The 16,747-nt window shown below is 34.4% G+C and carries 14 protein-coding genes; 13 read left to right on the top strand and 1 reads right to left on the bottom strand.

Features of this window, described 5'->3' with window-relative positions; all coding sequences use genetic code 11:
- From CN946_RS03400 to CN946_RS03355, 10 genes are all read left to right on the top strand, one after another.
- Positions 1-795, top strand: coding sequence for a response regulator transcription factor (locus tag CN946_RS03400; protein WP_098859894.1), 795 nt, complete (start codon positions 1-3; stop codon positions 793-795).
- Positions 796-888: 93 nt separating this feature from the next.
- Positions 889-2,196, top strand: coding sequence for an extracellular solute-binding protein (locus CN946_RS03395; RefSeq protein ID WP_098859893.1), 1,308 nt, complete (start codon positions 889-891; stop codon positions 2,194-2,196).
- A gap of 85 nt (positions 2,197-2,281) precedes the next feature.
- Complete coding sequence (locus CN946_RS03390) at positions 2,282-3,157, top strand: carbohydrate ABC transporter permease (protein ID WP_098859892.1); 876 nt, start codon at positions 2,282-2,284, stop codon at positions 3,155-3,157.
- A gap of 89 nt (positions 3,158-3,246) precedes the next feature.
- Entirely contained in the window at positions 3,247-4,074 is an 828-nt protein-coding gene (locus CN946_RS03385) for a carbohydrate ABC transporter permease (RefSeq protein ID WP_286133805.1), read from the top strand.
- A gap of 47 nt (positions 4,075-4,121) precedes the next feature.
- Positions 4,122-4,757: a YesL family protein gene (locus CN946_RS03380; RefSeq protein WP_098859891.1), complete on the top strand. Its 636-nt coding sequence runs from the start codon at positions 4,122-4,124 to the stop codon at positions 4,755-4,757.
- 32 nt (positions 4,758-4,789) lie between these two features.
- Positions 4,790-5,761, top strand: a complete 972-nt coding sequence (locus tag CN946_RS03375) for an aldose 1-epimerase (protein ID WP_098859890.1) — start codon at positions 4,790-4,792, stop codon at positions 5,759-5,761.
- Positions 5,762-5,794: 33 nt separating this feature from the next.
- Complete coding sequence (gene xylA / locus CN946_RS03370) at positions 5,795-7,129, top strand: xylose isomerase (RefSeq protein WP_098859889.1); 1,335 nt, start codon at positions 5,795-5,797, stop codon at positions 7,127-7,129.
- Positions 7,130-7,223: 94 nt separating this feature from the next.
- Positions 7,224-8,723, top strand: coding sequence for a xylulokinase (xylB, locus tag CN946_RS03365; RefSeq protein ID WP_098859888.1), 1,500 nt, complete (start codon positions 7,224-7,226; stop codon positions 8,721-8,723).
- 38 nt (positions 8,724-8,761) lie between these two features.
- The gene (locus CN946_RS03360) at positions 8,762-9,745 is read left to right on the top strand and encodes an aldo/keto reductase (RefSeq protein ID WP_098859887.1); all 984 of its coding nucleotides are present in this window, start codon (positions 8,762-8,764) and stop codon (positions 9,743-9,745) included.
- 45 nt (positions 9,746-9,790) lie between these two features.
- Entirely contained in the window at positions 9,791-11,395 is a 1,605-nt protein-coding gene (locus CN946_RS03355; protein WP_098859886.1) for a glycoside hydrolase family 43 protein, read from the top strand.
- Between the two features lie 53 nt (positions 11,396-11,448).
- On the opposite strand, the gene CN946_RS03350 is transcribed toward CN946_RS03355, so the two are convergent.
- On the bottom strand, positions 11,449-12,984 hold the full coding sequence (locus CN946_RS03350; RefSeq protein WP_098859885.1) for a DHA2 family efflux MFS transporter permease subunit: 1,536 nt from the start codon (positions 12,982-12,984) through the stop codon (positions 11,449-11,451).
- Positions 12,985-13,195: 211 nt separating this feature from the next.
- Between CN946_RS03350 and CN946_RS03345 the strand changes: the two genes are divergently transcribed.
- The 3 genes from CN946_RS03345 to CN946_RS03335 all read left to right on the top strand — a co-directional run bounded on the left by CN946_RS03345 (position 13,196) and on the right by CN946_RS03335 (position 16,682).
- Positions 13,196-14,086 (top strand): TetR/AcrR family transcriptional regulator, encoded by an 891-nt coding sequence (locus CN946_RS03345; RefSeq protein ID WP_098859884.1) that lies wholly within the window; start codon positions 13,196-13,198, stop codon positions 14,084-14,086.
- Between the two features lie 324 nt (positions 14,087-14,410).
- Positions 14,411-16,489: a carbon starvation CstA family protein gene (locus tag CN946_RS03340; protein ID WP_098426305.1), complete on the top strand. Its 2,079-nt coding sequence runs from the start codon at positions 14,411-14,413 to the stop codon at positions 16,487-16,489.
- Positions 16,479-16,682: a YbdD/YjiX family protein gene (locus CN946_RS03335; protein WP_056469068.1), complete on the top strand. Its 204-nt coding sequence runs from the start codon at positions 16,479-16,481 to the stop codon at positions 16,680-16,682. Before CN946_RS03340 ends, CN946_RS03335 begins: the two co-directional genes overlap by 11 nt.
- The last annotated feature ends 65 nt before the right edge of the window (positions 16,683-16,747 follow it).

Here is a 16,747-nt window from a genome sequence, read left to right as displayed (position 1 = left end):
TTGGATACAAAAACGATTTTAATTGTTGATGATGAACAAGTGACTAGGCAAGGATTAAAAAAAACATTAGAGAAATGGTCAAACGGTAAATTCGAAATTCTTAGTGCGGCAAATGGTCAAGAAACAGTAGAACAGATGAACAGAACAAAAGTACATCTATTAGTAACTGATATTTGTATGCCTGAAATGAATGGTTTAGAGCTTTTAAAAAGCCTAAAGGATAAAGGACATAAGTTTGTTTCAATTATTATTTCTGGACACCCTGACTTTGAATATGCACAGGAGGCTATTCGTCTAGGAGTTGTAAATTACTTATTAAAACCGGTAAGTAAACAGAAATTAATTGATGCTATTGAGCAAGCGCTTGAAAAGGAAGCAAATATTGAACGGATTGAATATATGGAAAAAGTGACTGATCAGAAATTATTAAAACTAGATCAAGTTAATAACCGCTCTAACTCAATTAAAGGAGCAAAGACCTTTATTAATGAAAATATAAGCAATCAAATTTCATTAAAGGATGTAGCAGAAGCGGTTCATCTAAATGCGAGCTATTTTAGTGTGTTATTTAAAGAGCAAGTGGGGCTAACATTTAGTGAGTATTTGACTAGAAAGAGATTACAAATTGCAAAAAATCGTCTACTGACAACAGATTTACAAATTGAAGAAATTGCCCTAGAAGTAGGCTATCAGACAGCTAAATATTTCATTAAGATCTTTAAGAATTACGAGGGTATTACCCCAAGTAAATTTAGAAAAGTATCGGAACTTGATGATTCACTAATCCAAAAATAGTGGAATTTTATCCAATCGTGGTGACCTTACCGCGTTTTTTTTTTAGTGCTAGAATTTACTTGTAACGAAAAATTCAAAAAATGGGGGTTAGACATGTTTAAGAAAGCGTCTTCATTAATGTTAGCACTAGTTCTTATTCTGATGGTTGCTTTAACTGGCTGTGGTAAATCGAATAACGCGTCAACTGAAAGCGGTTCCAAAAAAGTGATTAAGTTTATGCATCTTTGGCCAGCTGGAAGTTCTAAGCAACAAAACTTAATTGTATCTGACATTATTAAGCAATATGAGGCTGAACATAAGGATGTAAAAATCGAAGTAGAAGTTCTTGAAAATGAGCAATACAAGAATAAGATTAAAGTTCTTTCTTCTTCTAACGAACTTCCTGATGTTGGGTTTACATGGGCAGCAGGATATATGAAACCATTTGTAAAAGGTGGCCTTTTTGCTGATTTAGATGATGTGTTAAATAACGGATTAAAAGATTCTTTTGTAAGCGGAACAACAGAAGCATATGCAATCGATGGTAAAACATATGGATTACCTCTAGAACTAAACATCGCTCCAATTTATTACAATAAAGCAATTTTTGAAAAATATAACCTTCAAGTACCACAAACTTATAGCGAATTCCAAAATGTTGTTAAAACACTTGCTAAAAATGGCGTTGCTCCAATCGCTTTAGGAAATAAAGATCGTTGGACAGGTTCACTTTGGTATATGTATTTGGCAGACAGAATTGGTGGAGCTGATGTACTAAATAAAGCAATTAACCGTACAGGAACATTCGAAGATCCTGCACTTGTTTCAGCGGCATCAGAGGTTCAAAATCTAGTTAAAGAAAAAGCATTTAATAAAGGCTTTAATGGATTATCGAATGATGAGGGGAAATCTGAATTCTTAAATGGAAATGCAGCTATGTACTTAATGGGAACATGGGAGCTTCCAAACTTCACGACAAACGAAGAAATCCCAAAAGATTTCCGAGACAATGTAGGTTTCTTTAAATTCCCTACATATGAAGGCGGAAAAGGAAATATTAATAGCTGGGTTGGTGGTCCTGGAGTAGGTTTATTCGTAGCAGAACATTCAAAAGTTAAAGCTGAAGCTAAAGACTTTGTTAAATTCTTTGTAGAGAAGTGGGGAGAGCAATCTGTTGAAAAAGCGGGTGTAATCCCAGCGACTAAGGTTGATACTTCAAAAGTAAATTTACCACCATTATATATTGATGTGCTAAATGAATTAAATAAAGCTAGCAACTTAACACTATTTGCCGACGTTCAAATGAGTGCTTCTGTAGCAGAAACTCACTTAAACTTAATCCAATCTCTATTTGGAAATGAAGTAAAACCTAAAGATTTTGCTAAACAACATGAAGAGGCTTTAAAGGCAGAAGATAAATAAATTTTGATGTCTTAAAGAAAAGGGCATATGGATTCATTATAATATGCCCTTGATTTTTAAATATAGGGGAAGGAGTTGAATTGAAGTGAATAAAGCTATGTCAAATAAAAAAATAATCGCCTTGTATATTACACCAGCTCTTTTTCTGATCCTTGCTTTGATTTACGTTCCAATCGTACAAACTGGATACTTTGGCTTAATGAAATGGAATGGAATTGGGGAAAAGGAGTTCATAGGTTTAAAGAATTACTCCCACTTATTACATGATCCTCTATTTTGGAAAAGTGCTTTCCACTCCTTTTTATTAGCAGTATTTTCGGCAGTAAGTTTAATTGGTTACTTGTTCATCTCATTTATACTTGCTGGAAAAATTAAAGGTGCAGACATTCTTAGAAAAATATATCTTATTCCGATGCTGCTTGCTTCTGTGGCAATTGCTCAGCTTTGGCTTAAAATTTATCATCCTACTAACGGTATTCTAAATAGCTTACTTGTTTCTCTAGGAGTTCATAATCCACCAGCCTGGTTAGCAGAAACAAACATAGCATTATATGCGATTATTATTCCAATTATTTGGCAGTACGCCGGTTTTTATATTCTGATTTACTATGCAGCTCTTAAAAATATTCCAGACTCTCTAATCGAGGCTGCAAGAATTGACGGCGCAACACCAATTCAAATTGCATTAAAAATAAAATTACCATTAATTATGAATGTTGTTAAAGTAACGATTGTTCTTGCTGTCGTAGGATCACTGAAATATTTTGACTTAATTTATGTTATGACAGGTGGGGGCCCTAATGGTTCAAGTGAAGTAATGGCTTCCTATATGTATCAAAAAGCATTCAAAGGTTTTGACTTTGGATATGCAAGTGCAATTGGATTTTTCTTATTAGTTATTTGTTTAGTAGTTACTTGGATTATTCGTAAGTTTACTGAAGCAAATAATGACATTTACTAAAGAAAGGGGGATTTTAGGTGGATACGGTAAGAGCTACAGGATCTCAAGCCATTGTAACTGAAAAGAAAACTGACCGTAGCAAACATAGTATTTTTAGTAAAACTGCTTACGGATTTATGTATCTTTTCCTTATAATCGTAGCGATTTTTCAAATATTTCCGATCATATGGTTATTTCTTTTTTCATTAAAAAATAACCAAGAAGTTTTTAATATGTCACCTTTTTCTTTACCTGAAAGCCCAAAGTGGGAGAATTATACGAAAGTTTGGACTGAGGGAAATATTAGTCAGTATTTCTTTAACAGTGTAACTTATACAATCGCTGCTGTTATTTTAACGGTTGTATTAGCTAGTATGGTAACCTTCGCAATTACAAGGATGAATTGGAAAGCAAGTAAATGGGTACTGGGATTATTTATGGTAGGTTTAATGATTCCAGTCCACTCTACACTGATTCCTTTGTTTAATACTTTTACAAAAATAAATTTAATTGATAATCCACTCTCGGTAATCCTTACGTACACGGCTTTTAACTTGCCAATTACGATCATGATTTTAATTGGTTTTTACGAAGCTCTCCCTAGAGAGGTAGAAGAAGCAGCGATTATGGACGGGGCATCAATTAACCATATCTTTTTTAAGATTACTTTACCAATGACATCACCAGTAATTGCTACAGCAGCAATTATTAATATGATTTACAACTGGAATGAGTTTGTCTTCGTTAATACATTTATTAGCTCAGATCAATTTAAAACACTCACGGTTGGTATACAAAACTTTATTGGGCAGTATACGACTGATTGGGGAGCAATAGGAGCTACGTTAGTTATTAGTATTCTACCAATCCTAATTGCCTTCCTTATATTAAGTAATCGAATTGTAGAAGGAATTGCTTCCGGGTCAGTAAAAGGTTAACCACATTAGATAAAGCTTTAGATGAATTTGTAAAGGAGGCTGATTAAATGATACTCGGAAAAACAATGGGTAAATTGTTTGCGCTATGTGAGTGGGTTATGAAATTAGCATATGTCAACCTACTATGGTTCCTCTTTACAATTGCAGGACTAGTCATATTTGGTTTTTTCCCTGCTACAGTAGCCCTTTTTACAATTGTTCGTAAATGGATAGGAAAAGAAACGGATCTTCCGATTTGGAGAACATTTTTAACTGTCTTCCTGAATGAATTTAAAATTTCCAACAAACTTGGTTTGGTATTCATTTTTAGTGGAATCTTCCTAACGTTTGATGTATTTTACATTCGAACCATTGAAGGGGTGCTCCAATTTATATTAATCATTCCTTTATTAATCATTGCGGCAGTTTATTTAATGGTTTTCCTTTATATTTTTCCACTATATGTACATTACGAATTTAAACTTAAAGACTATTTAAAAAATGCATTCTTTTTAAGTGTTTTTCATTTTCACATTACTTTACTAATGCTAGTAAGTCTAATCGCTATATTATTTTTGTTGCTGTATCAGCCAGGGCTAATTCCATTCTTTAGTGTCGTATCAATTGCTTGGATTTTCATGTTCTGTGGTATGTATAGCTTTAATCGAATAGACCAAAGACAAGGTAAGATTAGTAAAGTCTAAGTGTAGAAATTATGACAGAACGGGGAATCTAGATGAATACCTATGCTGAGGAAATCTCTTTTTTAAACAAACCAGCGATTAAAGCAGGTAATAGCGAATTGGAGATTATCATTATTCCCGGATGGGGATCAAATTTGATTTCGATGGTTCATAAAAAATCAAATACTGAGCTTTTAAGAGTCCCTAACTCAACCGAGGAGTATTTGAATAATCCAGTTTTATACGGTACTCCAATCCTGTTCCCTCCAAATCGAATCGATCAAGGTAAGTTTCGATTTGGCAAAAGAACGTATCAGTTTGAAATCAATGAAATGGACAAGCAGAATCACATTCATGGTTTTGCTCACACAAGGGAGTGGAATATCTCGAGTGTAGAAGTTAATGAGCAAACGGTGAAAATTATTACTGAGTTTGATTCAAGTAAGCATGAAGATGTACTGACCCAATTCCCGCATCATTTTGTGATCAGGATGAGCTTTATTTTGAATGATAATTTATTCGCTAAAAAAGCAGAAATTATTAATAAAAGTAATGAAGTTTTACCGTTTGGTTTTGGATATCATACTAGTTTTGTATTCCCAGAAGAAACTTCAATCTTCAAGCTTCCAGTCGATAAACGTTGGAAACTAAATGATCGATTTTTACCAACGGGAGAATTAGAGGATATTGAGTACAAATATGAGTTGAGTGAAGGAATGAGCTTGTACGGGTTAGATTTAGATGATGTTTTTCTATCTAACCCCAATAACAGTGGTCTACAGACTGCACAAATAACGAACAAATTAACAGGAATTGAGATTAATTATACTGTTGACCAAAGTTTTAAGCACTGGGTTGTTTATAACAAAGATGGGAGAAGCGGCTTTTTATGCCCAGAGCCCTACACGTGGGTAACAAACGCTCCTAATCTTGAAGTAAATAGAAAATTGACTGGCTTACAAGGAATTGAGCCAGATGATATGAAAGTATTGCGCACTTGGATTGTCATTTCACATAAGTCATAAAATACAAAACTACTATTTTAGGAGGAATTAAACATGAGTTACTTTACTAATATTAACAAAATTAAATTCGAAGGTCCTAAATCAAAAAATCCATTTTCATTTAAATATTATGATCCTCAAAGAATAATTAATGGCCAAAAAATGGAGGATTTACTTCGTTTTTCAGTTGCTTACTGGCATACATTTACTGCAGATGGTTCAGATCCATTTGGAGCAGGTACAATGCAACGTCCTTGGAATCATTTAACGGGAATGGATCTTGCTAAAGCACGTGTAGAAGCATCATTTGAGTTTTATGAAAAGATAGATGTTCCTTACTTCTGTTTCCATGATTCAGATGTTGCACCTGAAGGAAATACATTAGGTGAAACTTATAAAAATTTAGATGTCATTGTAGAAATGATAAAAGAATATATGAAAACAAGTAAAACAAAATTGCTTTGGAATACGGCAAATATGTTTACTCATCCTCGCTATGTAAATGGAGCAGCTACTTCAAATAACGCGGACGTATTTGCATATTCAGCTGCAAAAGTAAAAAAAGGATTAGAAATTGCAAAAGAGCTTGGTGCAATTAACTATGTGTTCTGGGGTGGGCGTGAAGGGTATGACACGCTTATGAATACAGATATGAAGCTTGAGCAAGACAATCTTGCGCGTTTCTTCCATATGGCTGTAGATTACGCAAAAGAAATCGGATTCGATGGTCAGTTCTTAATCGAACCAAAACCAAAAGAACCAACGAAGCATCAATATGACTTTGATGTGGCAACTGGACTAGCGTTCTTACAAGCTAATGGTTTAGAGAAACAGTTTAAATTCAATATTGAAGCAAATCATGCAACACTTGCTGGTCATACATTTGAGCATGAATTACGCGTTGCCCGAATTAATGGAATGCTTGGTTCAGTTGATGCAAACCAAGGTGATAAGTTAATTGGTTGGGATACAGATGAGTTCCCTACAGATCTTTACTCTACTACATTAGCAATGTATGAAATCTTAAAAAATGGTGGCTTAGGAAAAGGCGGCCTGAACTTTGATGCAAAGGTAAGAAGAGGATCATTTGATGTAGAAGATTTATTCCATGCACATATAGCTGGAATGGATAGCTTTGCAATTGGTACATTAGTAGCTAATAAACTAATTGAAGATAAAGTATTTGAAAGCTTTATTGAAGATCGTTATAGCAGCTTCACTTATGGTATTGGTAAAGAAATCGTAGAGAATAAAGCAAGTTTCCATACACTTGAAGCATATGCATTAAATTTAGGTGATATCCAAAATAAATCTGGTCGTGAAGAACGTCTAAAATCAGTGCTAAACCAATATTTATTAGAAGCGATTGCTGAATTCGCAACAGTTTAAAAATCTTTTGACCATATAATGTGCTGGGAAATTCATTATTCCAGCACATTTTTCTCATACGATACGATAAAGAAACAATAAAAGGATGATTGTTATGAAATATGTAGTAGGTATTGATTTAGGTACAAGTGCCGTAAAAATTTTGTTAGTTAATCAGTCCGGAGAGGTATGCCAAGAAGTATCTCGTGCCTATCCATTAATACAAGAGAAATCCGGATATAGTGAACAAAGTCCAGAAGAATGGGTTGAAAAAACAATCGATGGACTTACCGAACTTGTTAGAGACTTTAATGGTCATCCGAATGATATACAAGGAATTAGCTTCTCAGGTCAAATGCATGGTCTAGTTCTATTGAATAAAGAAAGTGAAATCCTTCGTAATGCAATTTTATGGAATGACACACGAACGACTAAGCAATGTGAAAAGATCAATGAAATAGTAGGCAAAGAACGTTTACTTGAAATAACGAAAAATCCAGCACTTGAAGGATTTACTTTACCAAAACTTTTATGGGTAAAGGAATTTGAACCGGAGATCTATCATCAAGCAGCAGTATTTTTATTGCCTAAAGACTATCTTCGCTATCGCCTGACGGGAGAAATTCATACTGAATACTCGGATGCTGCTGGAACTTTACTTTTAAACGTAAAAGATAAGCAGTGGAGTGAAGAATTATGTACTAAATTCGATATACCTTTACATCTTTGCCCACCACTTGTCGAGTCTCAGATTTGCGTTGGAACAATTACAAAAGAGATTTCTAATTTGACAGGACTTAGCCGTGAAGTGAAAGTATTTGCAGGCGGAGCCGATAATGCATGTGGCGCAATTGGCTCAGGTATTTTAAAAGAAGGTAGTACGCTATGTAGTATTGGTACTTCAGGAGTTGTTCTTTCTTATGAAGAGCATGGAGAATATGACTTCAAAGGTAAAGTTCATTATTTTAACCATAGTAAAGAAGATGCTTTCTATTCAATGGGTGTAACGCTTGCTGCAGGATTTTCATTAAGCTGGTTTAAAGATACTTTTGCTGAGGGTGTGAATTTCGAACAACTATTAGATGATGTTGATCGTGTTTCAATTGGATCAAATGGTTTAATGTTTACTCCGTATTTGGTTGGTGAAAGAACGCCACATGCGGATTCAGTTATTAGAGGGTGTTTTATCGGTATGGATGCAGCACATAAGAGAAGTGATTTTGCGAGAGCTGTCATGGAAGGCATTACTTTTTCATTGAACGAGTCAATTGAAATTTTCCGAAATAACGGTAAAAAGATCGATTCGATTACTTCAATTGGTGGTGGTGCTAAAAATCCTACTTGGTTACAAATGCAAGCAGACATTTTTAATGCGACAATTATTAAGCTTTCAAGTGAGCAAGGTCCTGGTATGGGTGCGGCGATTCTTGCTGCTTATGGATGTAATTGGTTTGAATCATTAGAAGCTTGTGCAGAAGAATTCATAAAGCCAATCACTTCATATAAACCAGTTAATGAAAATGTTAAACAATATGAGAAGCTTTATGCTATTTATAAGCAAGTTTACTCCAGTACGAAGGAACTAAATAGAATGTTATCTGAATTTAGAAAGTAGTATAAGACGTTAAAAATGCACTAGAGGGGGAGTTTTACTTGAATTATCGAGAACTTGGTAATACAGGTTTAATGATTAGTGAGGTAAGTTTTGGAACTTGGGCAATTGGTGGAGCATGGGGAAAAACAGATGATACTGAAGCTTTAAAATCATTACAACACGCAATCGACCAAGGTGTAAATTTTTTTGATACTGCAGATGTTTATGGTGATGGTCATAGCGAAGAACTATTGGCTAAAGCAACAAAAGGACTTGAAGATAAAATTTATATAGGCACAAAGTTTTGCCGAAAAGGTAATATCTTTTCACCGGAAAATTACTCATATGAAGCGGTTAAGTCTTATTGCGAGGATAGTCTAAAACGCTTAAATCGAGATGTGATTGATTTATATCAAGTACATTGCCCAGCAACTGAAATTTTAAAGGATGGACAAGTATTTGATGTACTTGACCGTTTAAAAAGTGAAGGGAAAATCCGCCATTACGGGGTTAGTGTTGAAACGGTTGAAGAAGGAATGATTTGTTTAGAAAACCCAAATGTGAAAAGCTTACAGGTTATCTTTAATATTTTTAGACAAAAGCCATTAGAAGAATTACTTCCCGAGGCTTATAAGCGTGGGGTTGGTGTTCTTGTAAGATTACCGTTAGCCAGTGGACTCTTATCTGGGAAGTATAAGGCTGATCATATTTTTGAGGAAGATGATCACCGAAACTTTAATGAAAATGGAGCGGCCTTTAATATCGGAGAAACATTTGCGGGCTTGGGCTTTAAAAAAGGAGTAGAATTGACAAATCGAATTAACTGGATTGCTGAAGGAAGGTCATCGATGGCAAGTGCAGCACTTAGATGGATTTTAGATCAAAAGGAAATTACATGTGTAATTCCTGGATTTAGAAACCAAAGTCAAGTGGATGGCAACTTAGAAGCAATGAATATACAATCTTTTTCGAAAGCGGAATTAGATCAAATAGAGCTTTTCTATCAAAAAAATGTTTCTGACTTTATCAAAGGTGCTTACTAAAAAAGTAATGTACTGAACTATATAGATGCAATGGAGGAATAAAAAATGGCCAAAATCAGTAATCCTATTTTACCGGGATTTAATCCGGATCCAAGTATTTGCCGAGTTGGGGAAGATTATTACATTGCAGTTTCAACTTTTGAATGGTTTCCAGGAGTAGGAATCTATCATTCAAAGGATTTAAAGAACTGGCGTTTAGCATCAAGACCTTTGAAACGTTTAAGTCAGTTAAACATGACAGGTAATCCAGATTCAGGCGGAATTTGGGCTCCCGCATTATCTTATCGTGACGGACAGTTTTGGTTAATTTACACTGATGTAAAAGTAGTTGAAGGTCAATGGAAAGATTGTCACAACTATCTTTCAACATGTGAAACAATTGACGGAGAATGGTCGGACCCAGTTTACTTAAATAGTACTGGATTTGACCCCTCATTATTTCACGATGAAGATGGAAAAAAATATTTAGTGAATATGGTTTGGGATCATCGCGTAGGAAATCATCATTTTTATGGCATTTCATTACAAGAATACAGTGTAGAAGAACAGAAACTGATCGGAAAAGCAGAAGTTATCTTTAAAGGAACCGATATTAAACTAACGGAAGCACCACATTTATATAAAATAAATGATTACTATTACTTATTAACGGCAGAAGGTGGTACGAAATATGATCACCAAGCTACAATTGCTAGGTCAAAACAGTTAATGGGACCATATGAAGTACACCCAGAAAACCCGTTAATTTCGTCATTCCATGCGCCAAGAATTCCCCTTCAAAAAGCAGGACATGCATCAATTGTTCAAACACATACAGATGAATGGTTCCTTGCGCATTTAACAGGAAGACCATTACCAAGAGAAGGTCAACCGTTGTTAGACCCAAGAGGTTTCTGTCCATTAGGAAGAGAAACTGCTATTCAAAGGCTTGAGTGGAAAAATGATTGGCCTTATGTCGCAGGAGGGAATAGTCCATCACTTGAAATAGAGGGTCCAAAAATAGATGAAGTAAAATGGGAAAGTGATTATCCTGAGATGGACGACTTTAACTCAGAAATCTTAAATCCTCACTTCCAAAACTTGAGAATTCCATTAGGAGAAAATATCGTTTCACTAAAAGACAATCCAGGGCATCTACGTCTTTACGGAAGAGAATCTCTAACATCTAAATTTACTCAATCATTTATAGCAAGACGTTGGCAACATTTTAACTTTACTGCAGAAACAAAAGTAGCATTTAGTCCAAATACATTCCATCAATCAGCTGGTTTAGTAAATTATTACAACACTCAAAACTGGACTTCATGCCAAATCACTTGGAATGAAGAAAAGGGCAGAATTCTGGAATTAGTAACATGTGATAATTTTAAGTTCGATCAACCTCTTCAAGGCAACGAAATTATCATTCCCGAACATGTTGAATATGTGTATCTTCGAGTAGATGTGAAAACGAATATTTACAAGTACTCTTACTCATTTGATGGAGAGGAATGGAAGGAAATACCTGTAGCACTTTATTCATATAAACTGTCTGATGATTATATTCAGGGTGGTGGATTCTTTACAGGTGCATTCGTTGGAATGCAATGTCAGGATACGACTGGTCAAGGGCTACACGCAGATTTTGATTATTTTATTTATAAAAACTAATAAAAAAGTTCAACCAATTTTGGTTGAACTTTTTTAGTCTGAGATTTACTTTATTAATTCTCTGCTAACTTTTTCTTAAAGTTAGTACTAGTATTAGTATTTTCGTTCACTACAGGTTCTTCTGCAGCTGTTGAACGTTTGATAAAGAATGCAAGAACAAGAGCAACTGCGGCAACGAATACCGTCACATAAAATGAGAAGTTAATTCCTTCTAACATTGCCTTCATTGTGATCTCTTGCTTAATTTGAGCAAGCATTTCAGGTGTAGGTTTACTAGTCACATGCTTCATTGCTTCAGCAGCAAGTTCTTTCGCTTTTGACTCTGTACGATTTGACATAACTGTTATCAATAAAGCAGTACCAATCGCACCAGATACTTGCTGTAAAGTATTATTCATCGCAGTACCATGTGGATAGAATCGTTTTGGTAATTGATTTAATCCATTTGTTGATACTGGCATCATTACCATCGACATACCTAACATACGTAATGAGTATAAAATAATAATATGCGTATAAGTTGTATCCATTGTTAATTTACTTAAAAAGTAAGTAGTAACAGTCATAATCGCTAAACCAGTTACTGCAAGTATTCTTCCGCCAATTTTATCAAATAATTTACCTGTAATTGGCGACATAACTGCCATTAATAAAGCACCTGGTAACAGCATTAAGCCTGCATCAAATGGTTTAATGCCTCGAAGCGTTTGAGTGTAAATCGGTAAAAGCATCATTGCTGAGAACATAGCCATTGTAACAACAATTGAAATCGCTGATGATAATGCAAACATTGGGTAGCGATAAATTCTAAAGTTTAACATTGGCGTATCAAGTTTTAATTGACGTAAGATAAATAGTACTAATGAAATAACCCCTACAATTAAAGTAACGTAAGCTTCTGGACTATCCCATCCTTTTGTTCCTGCAGTACTAAAACCGTACAATAATCCACCAAAACCTATACTTGATAAAAGAACAGAGAAAAGGTCGATCGTACTGTTCGATTTCTCTTTTTTATCTTTAAGTAAGAAAAAGCCAATAATTAAAATCGTTAATGCAATCGGTGAAACAACATGGAAAAGCATTCTCCAGTCATAATGTTCAATAATCCAACCAGATAATGTTGGTCCGATTGCTGGAGCACCCATCATTACTAAACCAAAGAAGCCCATAGCAGTTCCTCGTTTTTCAACAGGGAAGCTAGTTAGCATAACATTCATTAATAATGGCATTAAAATAGCCGAACCAGATGCTTGAATCATACGGCCCGCTAATAATAAAGGAAAAACATGTGCAAATCCTGCGGTTAAAGTACCGATATTAAATAAAAGTAGTGCAGTTATAAATAAATGTCTAACAGAATATTTTTGGATTAAGAAAGCAGTAGTCGGAATTAAAATTCCATTTACTAGCATATATCCAGTAGAAAGCCATTGAACAGTCGAAGGCTCAACGTCCAAATCCTTCATAATAGAAGGTAAAGCAATATTAAGTAAAGTATTGTTTAAGAAAGCAATAAAAGCACCAATCATTAGAATTGTAATAATTCCATATGGCGGATTAACTGATTTATTCATGGAATGATCCATGATTTCCCCTCCTTTGTACATCTAGTTCATTTTTTTGAACTCCGTTTCCATCTTCTATATAAGATAATATGATATACCATTCATTCATTAGATGCAATTATAATAACCATTAGAAATCTTTAATAATCTAATCAGATATTTACTAGTTAAAAATGTTAAAATAATGTACTATGTTTTTTAAGCAGTAATTAACTAGAACCAAGGTGATTATATGAATGATCGTAAACAGCATGTTGTAAAAATAGCTCATGAATTGTTTATTGAAAAAGGATTTCAAGCAACGTCAATTCAAGACATATTAGACTATAGCGGTATTTCTAAAGGTACATTTTATAATTATTTTTCGTCTAAAAGTGATTTAGTAGTCGCATTATTTAATATGATTTATAAAAAACTTGAACATGAAAGAAATGAGTTGTTGATCGGACAGAGCCCTTCAAATATTGAAATTTTCATTAAACAAATAACTTTATTAATGGAGGCAAATAGAGATAATAAATTGATTTCTCTATTTGAAGAAGTAATTTATATAAATGACTTAGATATTAAACAGTTCATTAGAGAAGGTAATTTTAAGACATTAAATTGGGTGTATACACGTTTTCTAGACATTTTTGGCAGCGAAAAGAAAGATTTTTTATTAGATAGTGCCATTATGTTTTTAGGAATCATACACCATAATGTGAGATACTATGACCTCGCCAAAGATATGAATATTAGTATGGATCAAGTCGTCCGATATAGTGTAAAACGTATGATTAAGATCGTTGAGGATGTTGAGGAATCTGGTGAACAATTATTCAATTTGGAATTATTAGATAGATGGTTACCAGTAAGAAAGACCGAAGAAAATCTTCAACAAAAGCTTTGTGGTATTATTTGTACAATGAAAAAATCAGCATTAAATAGTAATGAACAACAAAAGTACAATGAATTACTAGATTTTTTACAAAATGAATTATTACAATCAAAAACACCGCGAAAATATTTAATTGAGAGTGCTCTGGTATCCTTAAACGAAGGGAAAACGTTACTAGGAGAAAAAGAACTACAAAGGCTGAATGAACTGATCGACATTAATTTTATACAACATGTAAAATAACTTAATTAATATGAAAGAAAACCATCCTTTAGCTTTTAATGCTTGTAGTGCACCCCAAATGTTAGACACAGTCTAACATTTGGGGTGCACTACAGCTTAGGGTGGTTTTCTTTTGTGTAAAAAATGATGAGTTCTAAAGTTGTATTTTCCCTTGAAATTCTTTAATTAGATAAGTTCAATACAACTTTCGTCTAATTTTATAGAGAAAAATTAGCTTAAAATCAGTATAAATGTCGTTATTATACTTTTTTTACCATTAATTGACAAAAAATTCTGAATTGGTGATATACTTTCTTTTATAAATGAAAAAGGAGGTAACTTGGTTTGAAATCTTTAAAGTCAATAGTTGTTTGGGGATTAATTTCAATACTTGGAGCTTTCTGTTTTTCTGTATTAGCTTTAAAAAGAGGGGAAACAATAAATGCAATTTGGCTCCTCACAGCGGCAGTTTGTACATATGCAGTGGCTTATCGTTTTTACAGTAAGTTTATTGCAGAAAAAGTATTTAAACTTGATGAAGATCGTAAAACACCTGCCGAAATTAATAATGATGGTAAAGACTTTGTACCAACGAATAAGTGGGTATTATTTGGTCATCATTTTGCAGCGATCGCAGGGGCTGGTCCACTGGTTGGACCGATTTTAGCTGCGCAAATGGGTTATTTACCCGGAACGATTTGGATTATAGTAGGAGTTGTATTTGCTGGGGCTGTGCAGGATTTTGTCATATTAGCAGCTTCGACACGTAGAAATGGTAAATCGCTTGGAGAAATGATTAAAGAAGAGATTGGTCCTATAACAGGGGTCATCGCGTTAATAGGAATATTAGGAATTATGGTTATTTTATTAGCTGTATTAGCACTTGTCGTAGTTAAAGCGCTTGCGGGAAGTCCGTGGGGAATGTTTACGATTGCGGCAACTATTCCAATCGCGATTTTCATGGGTATTTATATGCGATACATACGTCCAGGCCGAGTAGGAGAAGGGTCTTTTATTGGTGTGATTTTATTACTACTTTCATTATTTGCAGGACAATATGTAGCGGAAAGTCCAACATTAGCGGCAATGTTTACGTTTAAGGGAGAAACGATTGCTCTTATGTTGATTGGTTATGGGTTTATAGCATCAGTACTTCCAGTTTGGTTATTATTAGCTCCACGTGATTATTTAAGCACATTTTTAAAGGTTGGTACGATATTAGCTTTAGCAATTGGCATTATTATTGTAGCACCAGATTTACAAATGCCGGCCGTTACAAAATTTATTGACGGAACAGGACCAGTATTTGCCGGAAATCTATTTCCATTTTTATTTATAACAATTGCTTGTGGATCTGTTTCTGGATTCCATGCATTAGTTGCTTCAGGCACTACCCCTAAAATGATTGAACGTGAAACGCATGCACGTGCCATTGGTTATGGTGCTATGTTAACGGAGTCTTTTGTAGCAGTAATGGCTATGATTGCTGCTTGTTTATTAACTCCAGGAGCATATTTTGCTATAAATAGCCCACCTGCCATAATTGGAACTGACGTAAACCAAGTGGCTCAAGTAGTTTCAAGCTGGGGCTTTACAATAGCTCCAAATGATTTGACCACACTAGCCAAGGATGTAGGGGAACAAACAATTCTTTCTCGTACTGGTGGGGCACCAACTTTAGCAATCGGCATGGCGGCACTTTTCTCTAAAGTAATTGGTGGTAAAGCATTAATGGCTTTTTGGTATCATTTTGCTATATTATTTGAAGCATTATTTATTTTAACAACAATTGATGCTGGAACTAGGATTGGACGTTATATGACGCAGGATATTTTAGGTAATGTGTATAAGCCATTTGGAAAGACGGATTCACTTCCTGCAAATTTAATTGCAACAGCCATTTGTGTTTTCGGTTGGGGCTATTTCCTTTATCAAGGTGTTATTGATCCACTTGGGGGCATTAATACCTTATGGCCATTATTCGGTATCGCAAATCAAATGCTTGCAGCGATTGCCTTATTACTAGGCACAACTATCTTGCTGAAAATGGGGAAAAAGGCATATGCATGGATTACATTAGTGCCAACAATCTGGATCTTAATCGTCACAATGACTGCTGGTTATCAAAAGCTATTTCATGCATTACCAAAAATAGGGTTTTTAGCGCATGCTAAAGTTTTTAAAGATGGATTAGATGCTGGCAAAATCCTTGCACCAGCAGCTAGTAAAGCACAAATGAATCAAATTATTTTAAATGACTATATTGACGCAACAATTTGTGGCTTGTTTATGGTGATTGTGCTTTTAGTTTTAATTGCTTCGATTCGAAATTGGATAAATATATTGTCTAATAAACCGATAAAATTACATGAAACTCCGTACATTAAACGCGAAGAAAGTGAACCGAAAAATTATGCACTATAAAGTGAAGGAGTTCAAAAAATATTATAAACAGTTTATTAGTTTATTAGTTGGTGTACCGAGCTATGAGAAATATGTTGAACATATGAAAACACAACACCCTGATCAACCAATTCAATCTAGAAAAGAGTTCTTTATCGAAGCGCAAGAGTCACGTTTTAACTCTAAAGGTGGTAAAGTTACTCGTTGTTGTTAAAAAATCTGCACATCTATCTATTAAGTGAACAAAATCCACAAGATTATTTCTTGTGGATGTTTTGA

The organism is Bacillus sp. AFS053548, from assembly GCF_002575105.1.
Taxonomy (GTDB): Bacteria; Bacillota; Bacilli; order Bacillales; family Bacillaceae_G; genus Gottfriedia.
Note: the sequence above shows the minus strand (reverse complement) of the source record. Positions and strands in the feature narration are given on the sequence as shown.

Bases quoted from the DNA above. Each gene is read 5' to 3' on its own strand.
- CN946_RS03395 (WP_098859893.1), top strand. From the start codon at position 889: ATGTTTAAGAAAGCGTCTTCATTAATGTTAGCACTAGTTCTTATTCTG.
- CN946_RS03380 (WP_098859891.1), top strand. From the start codon at position 4,122: ATGATACTCGGAAAAACAATGGGTAAATTGTTTGCGCTATGTGAGTGG.
- CN946_RS03375 (WP_098859890.1), top strand. From the start codon at position 4,790: ATGAATACCTATGCTGAGGAAATCTCTTTTTTAAACAAACCAGCGATT.
- xylA (WP_098859889.1), top strand. From the start codon at position 5,795: ATGAGTTACTTTACTAATATTAACAAAATTAAATTCGAAGGTCCTAAA.
- xylB (WP_098859888.1), top strand. From the start codon at position 7,224: ATGAAATATGTAGTAGGTATTGATTTAGGTACAAGTGCCGTAAAAATT.
- CN946_RS03355 (WP_098859886.1), top strand. From the start codon at position 9,791: ATGGCCAAAATCAGTAATCCTATTTTACCGGGATTTAATCCGGATCCA.
- CN946_RS03350 (WP_098859885.1), bottom strand. From the start codon at position 12,984: ATGGATCATTCCATGAATAAATCAGTTAATCCGCCATATGGAATTATT.
- CN946_RS03345 (WP_098859884.1), top strand. From the start codon at position 13,196: ATGAATGATCGTAAACAGCATGTTGTAAAAATAGCTCATGAATTGTTT.
- CN946_RS03335 (WP_056469068.1), top strand. From the start codon at position 16,479: ATGCACTATAAAGTGAAGGAGTTCAAAAAATATTATAAACAGTTTATT.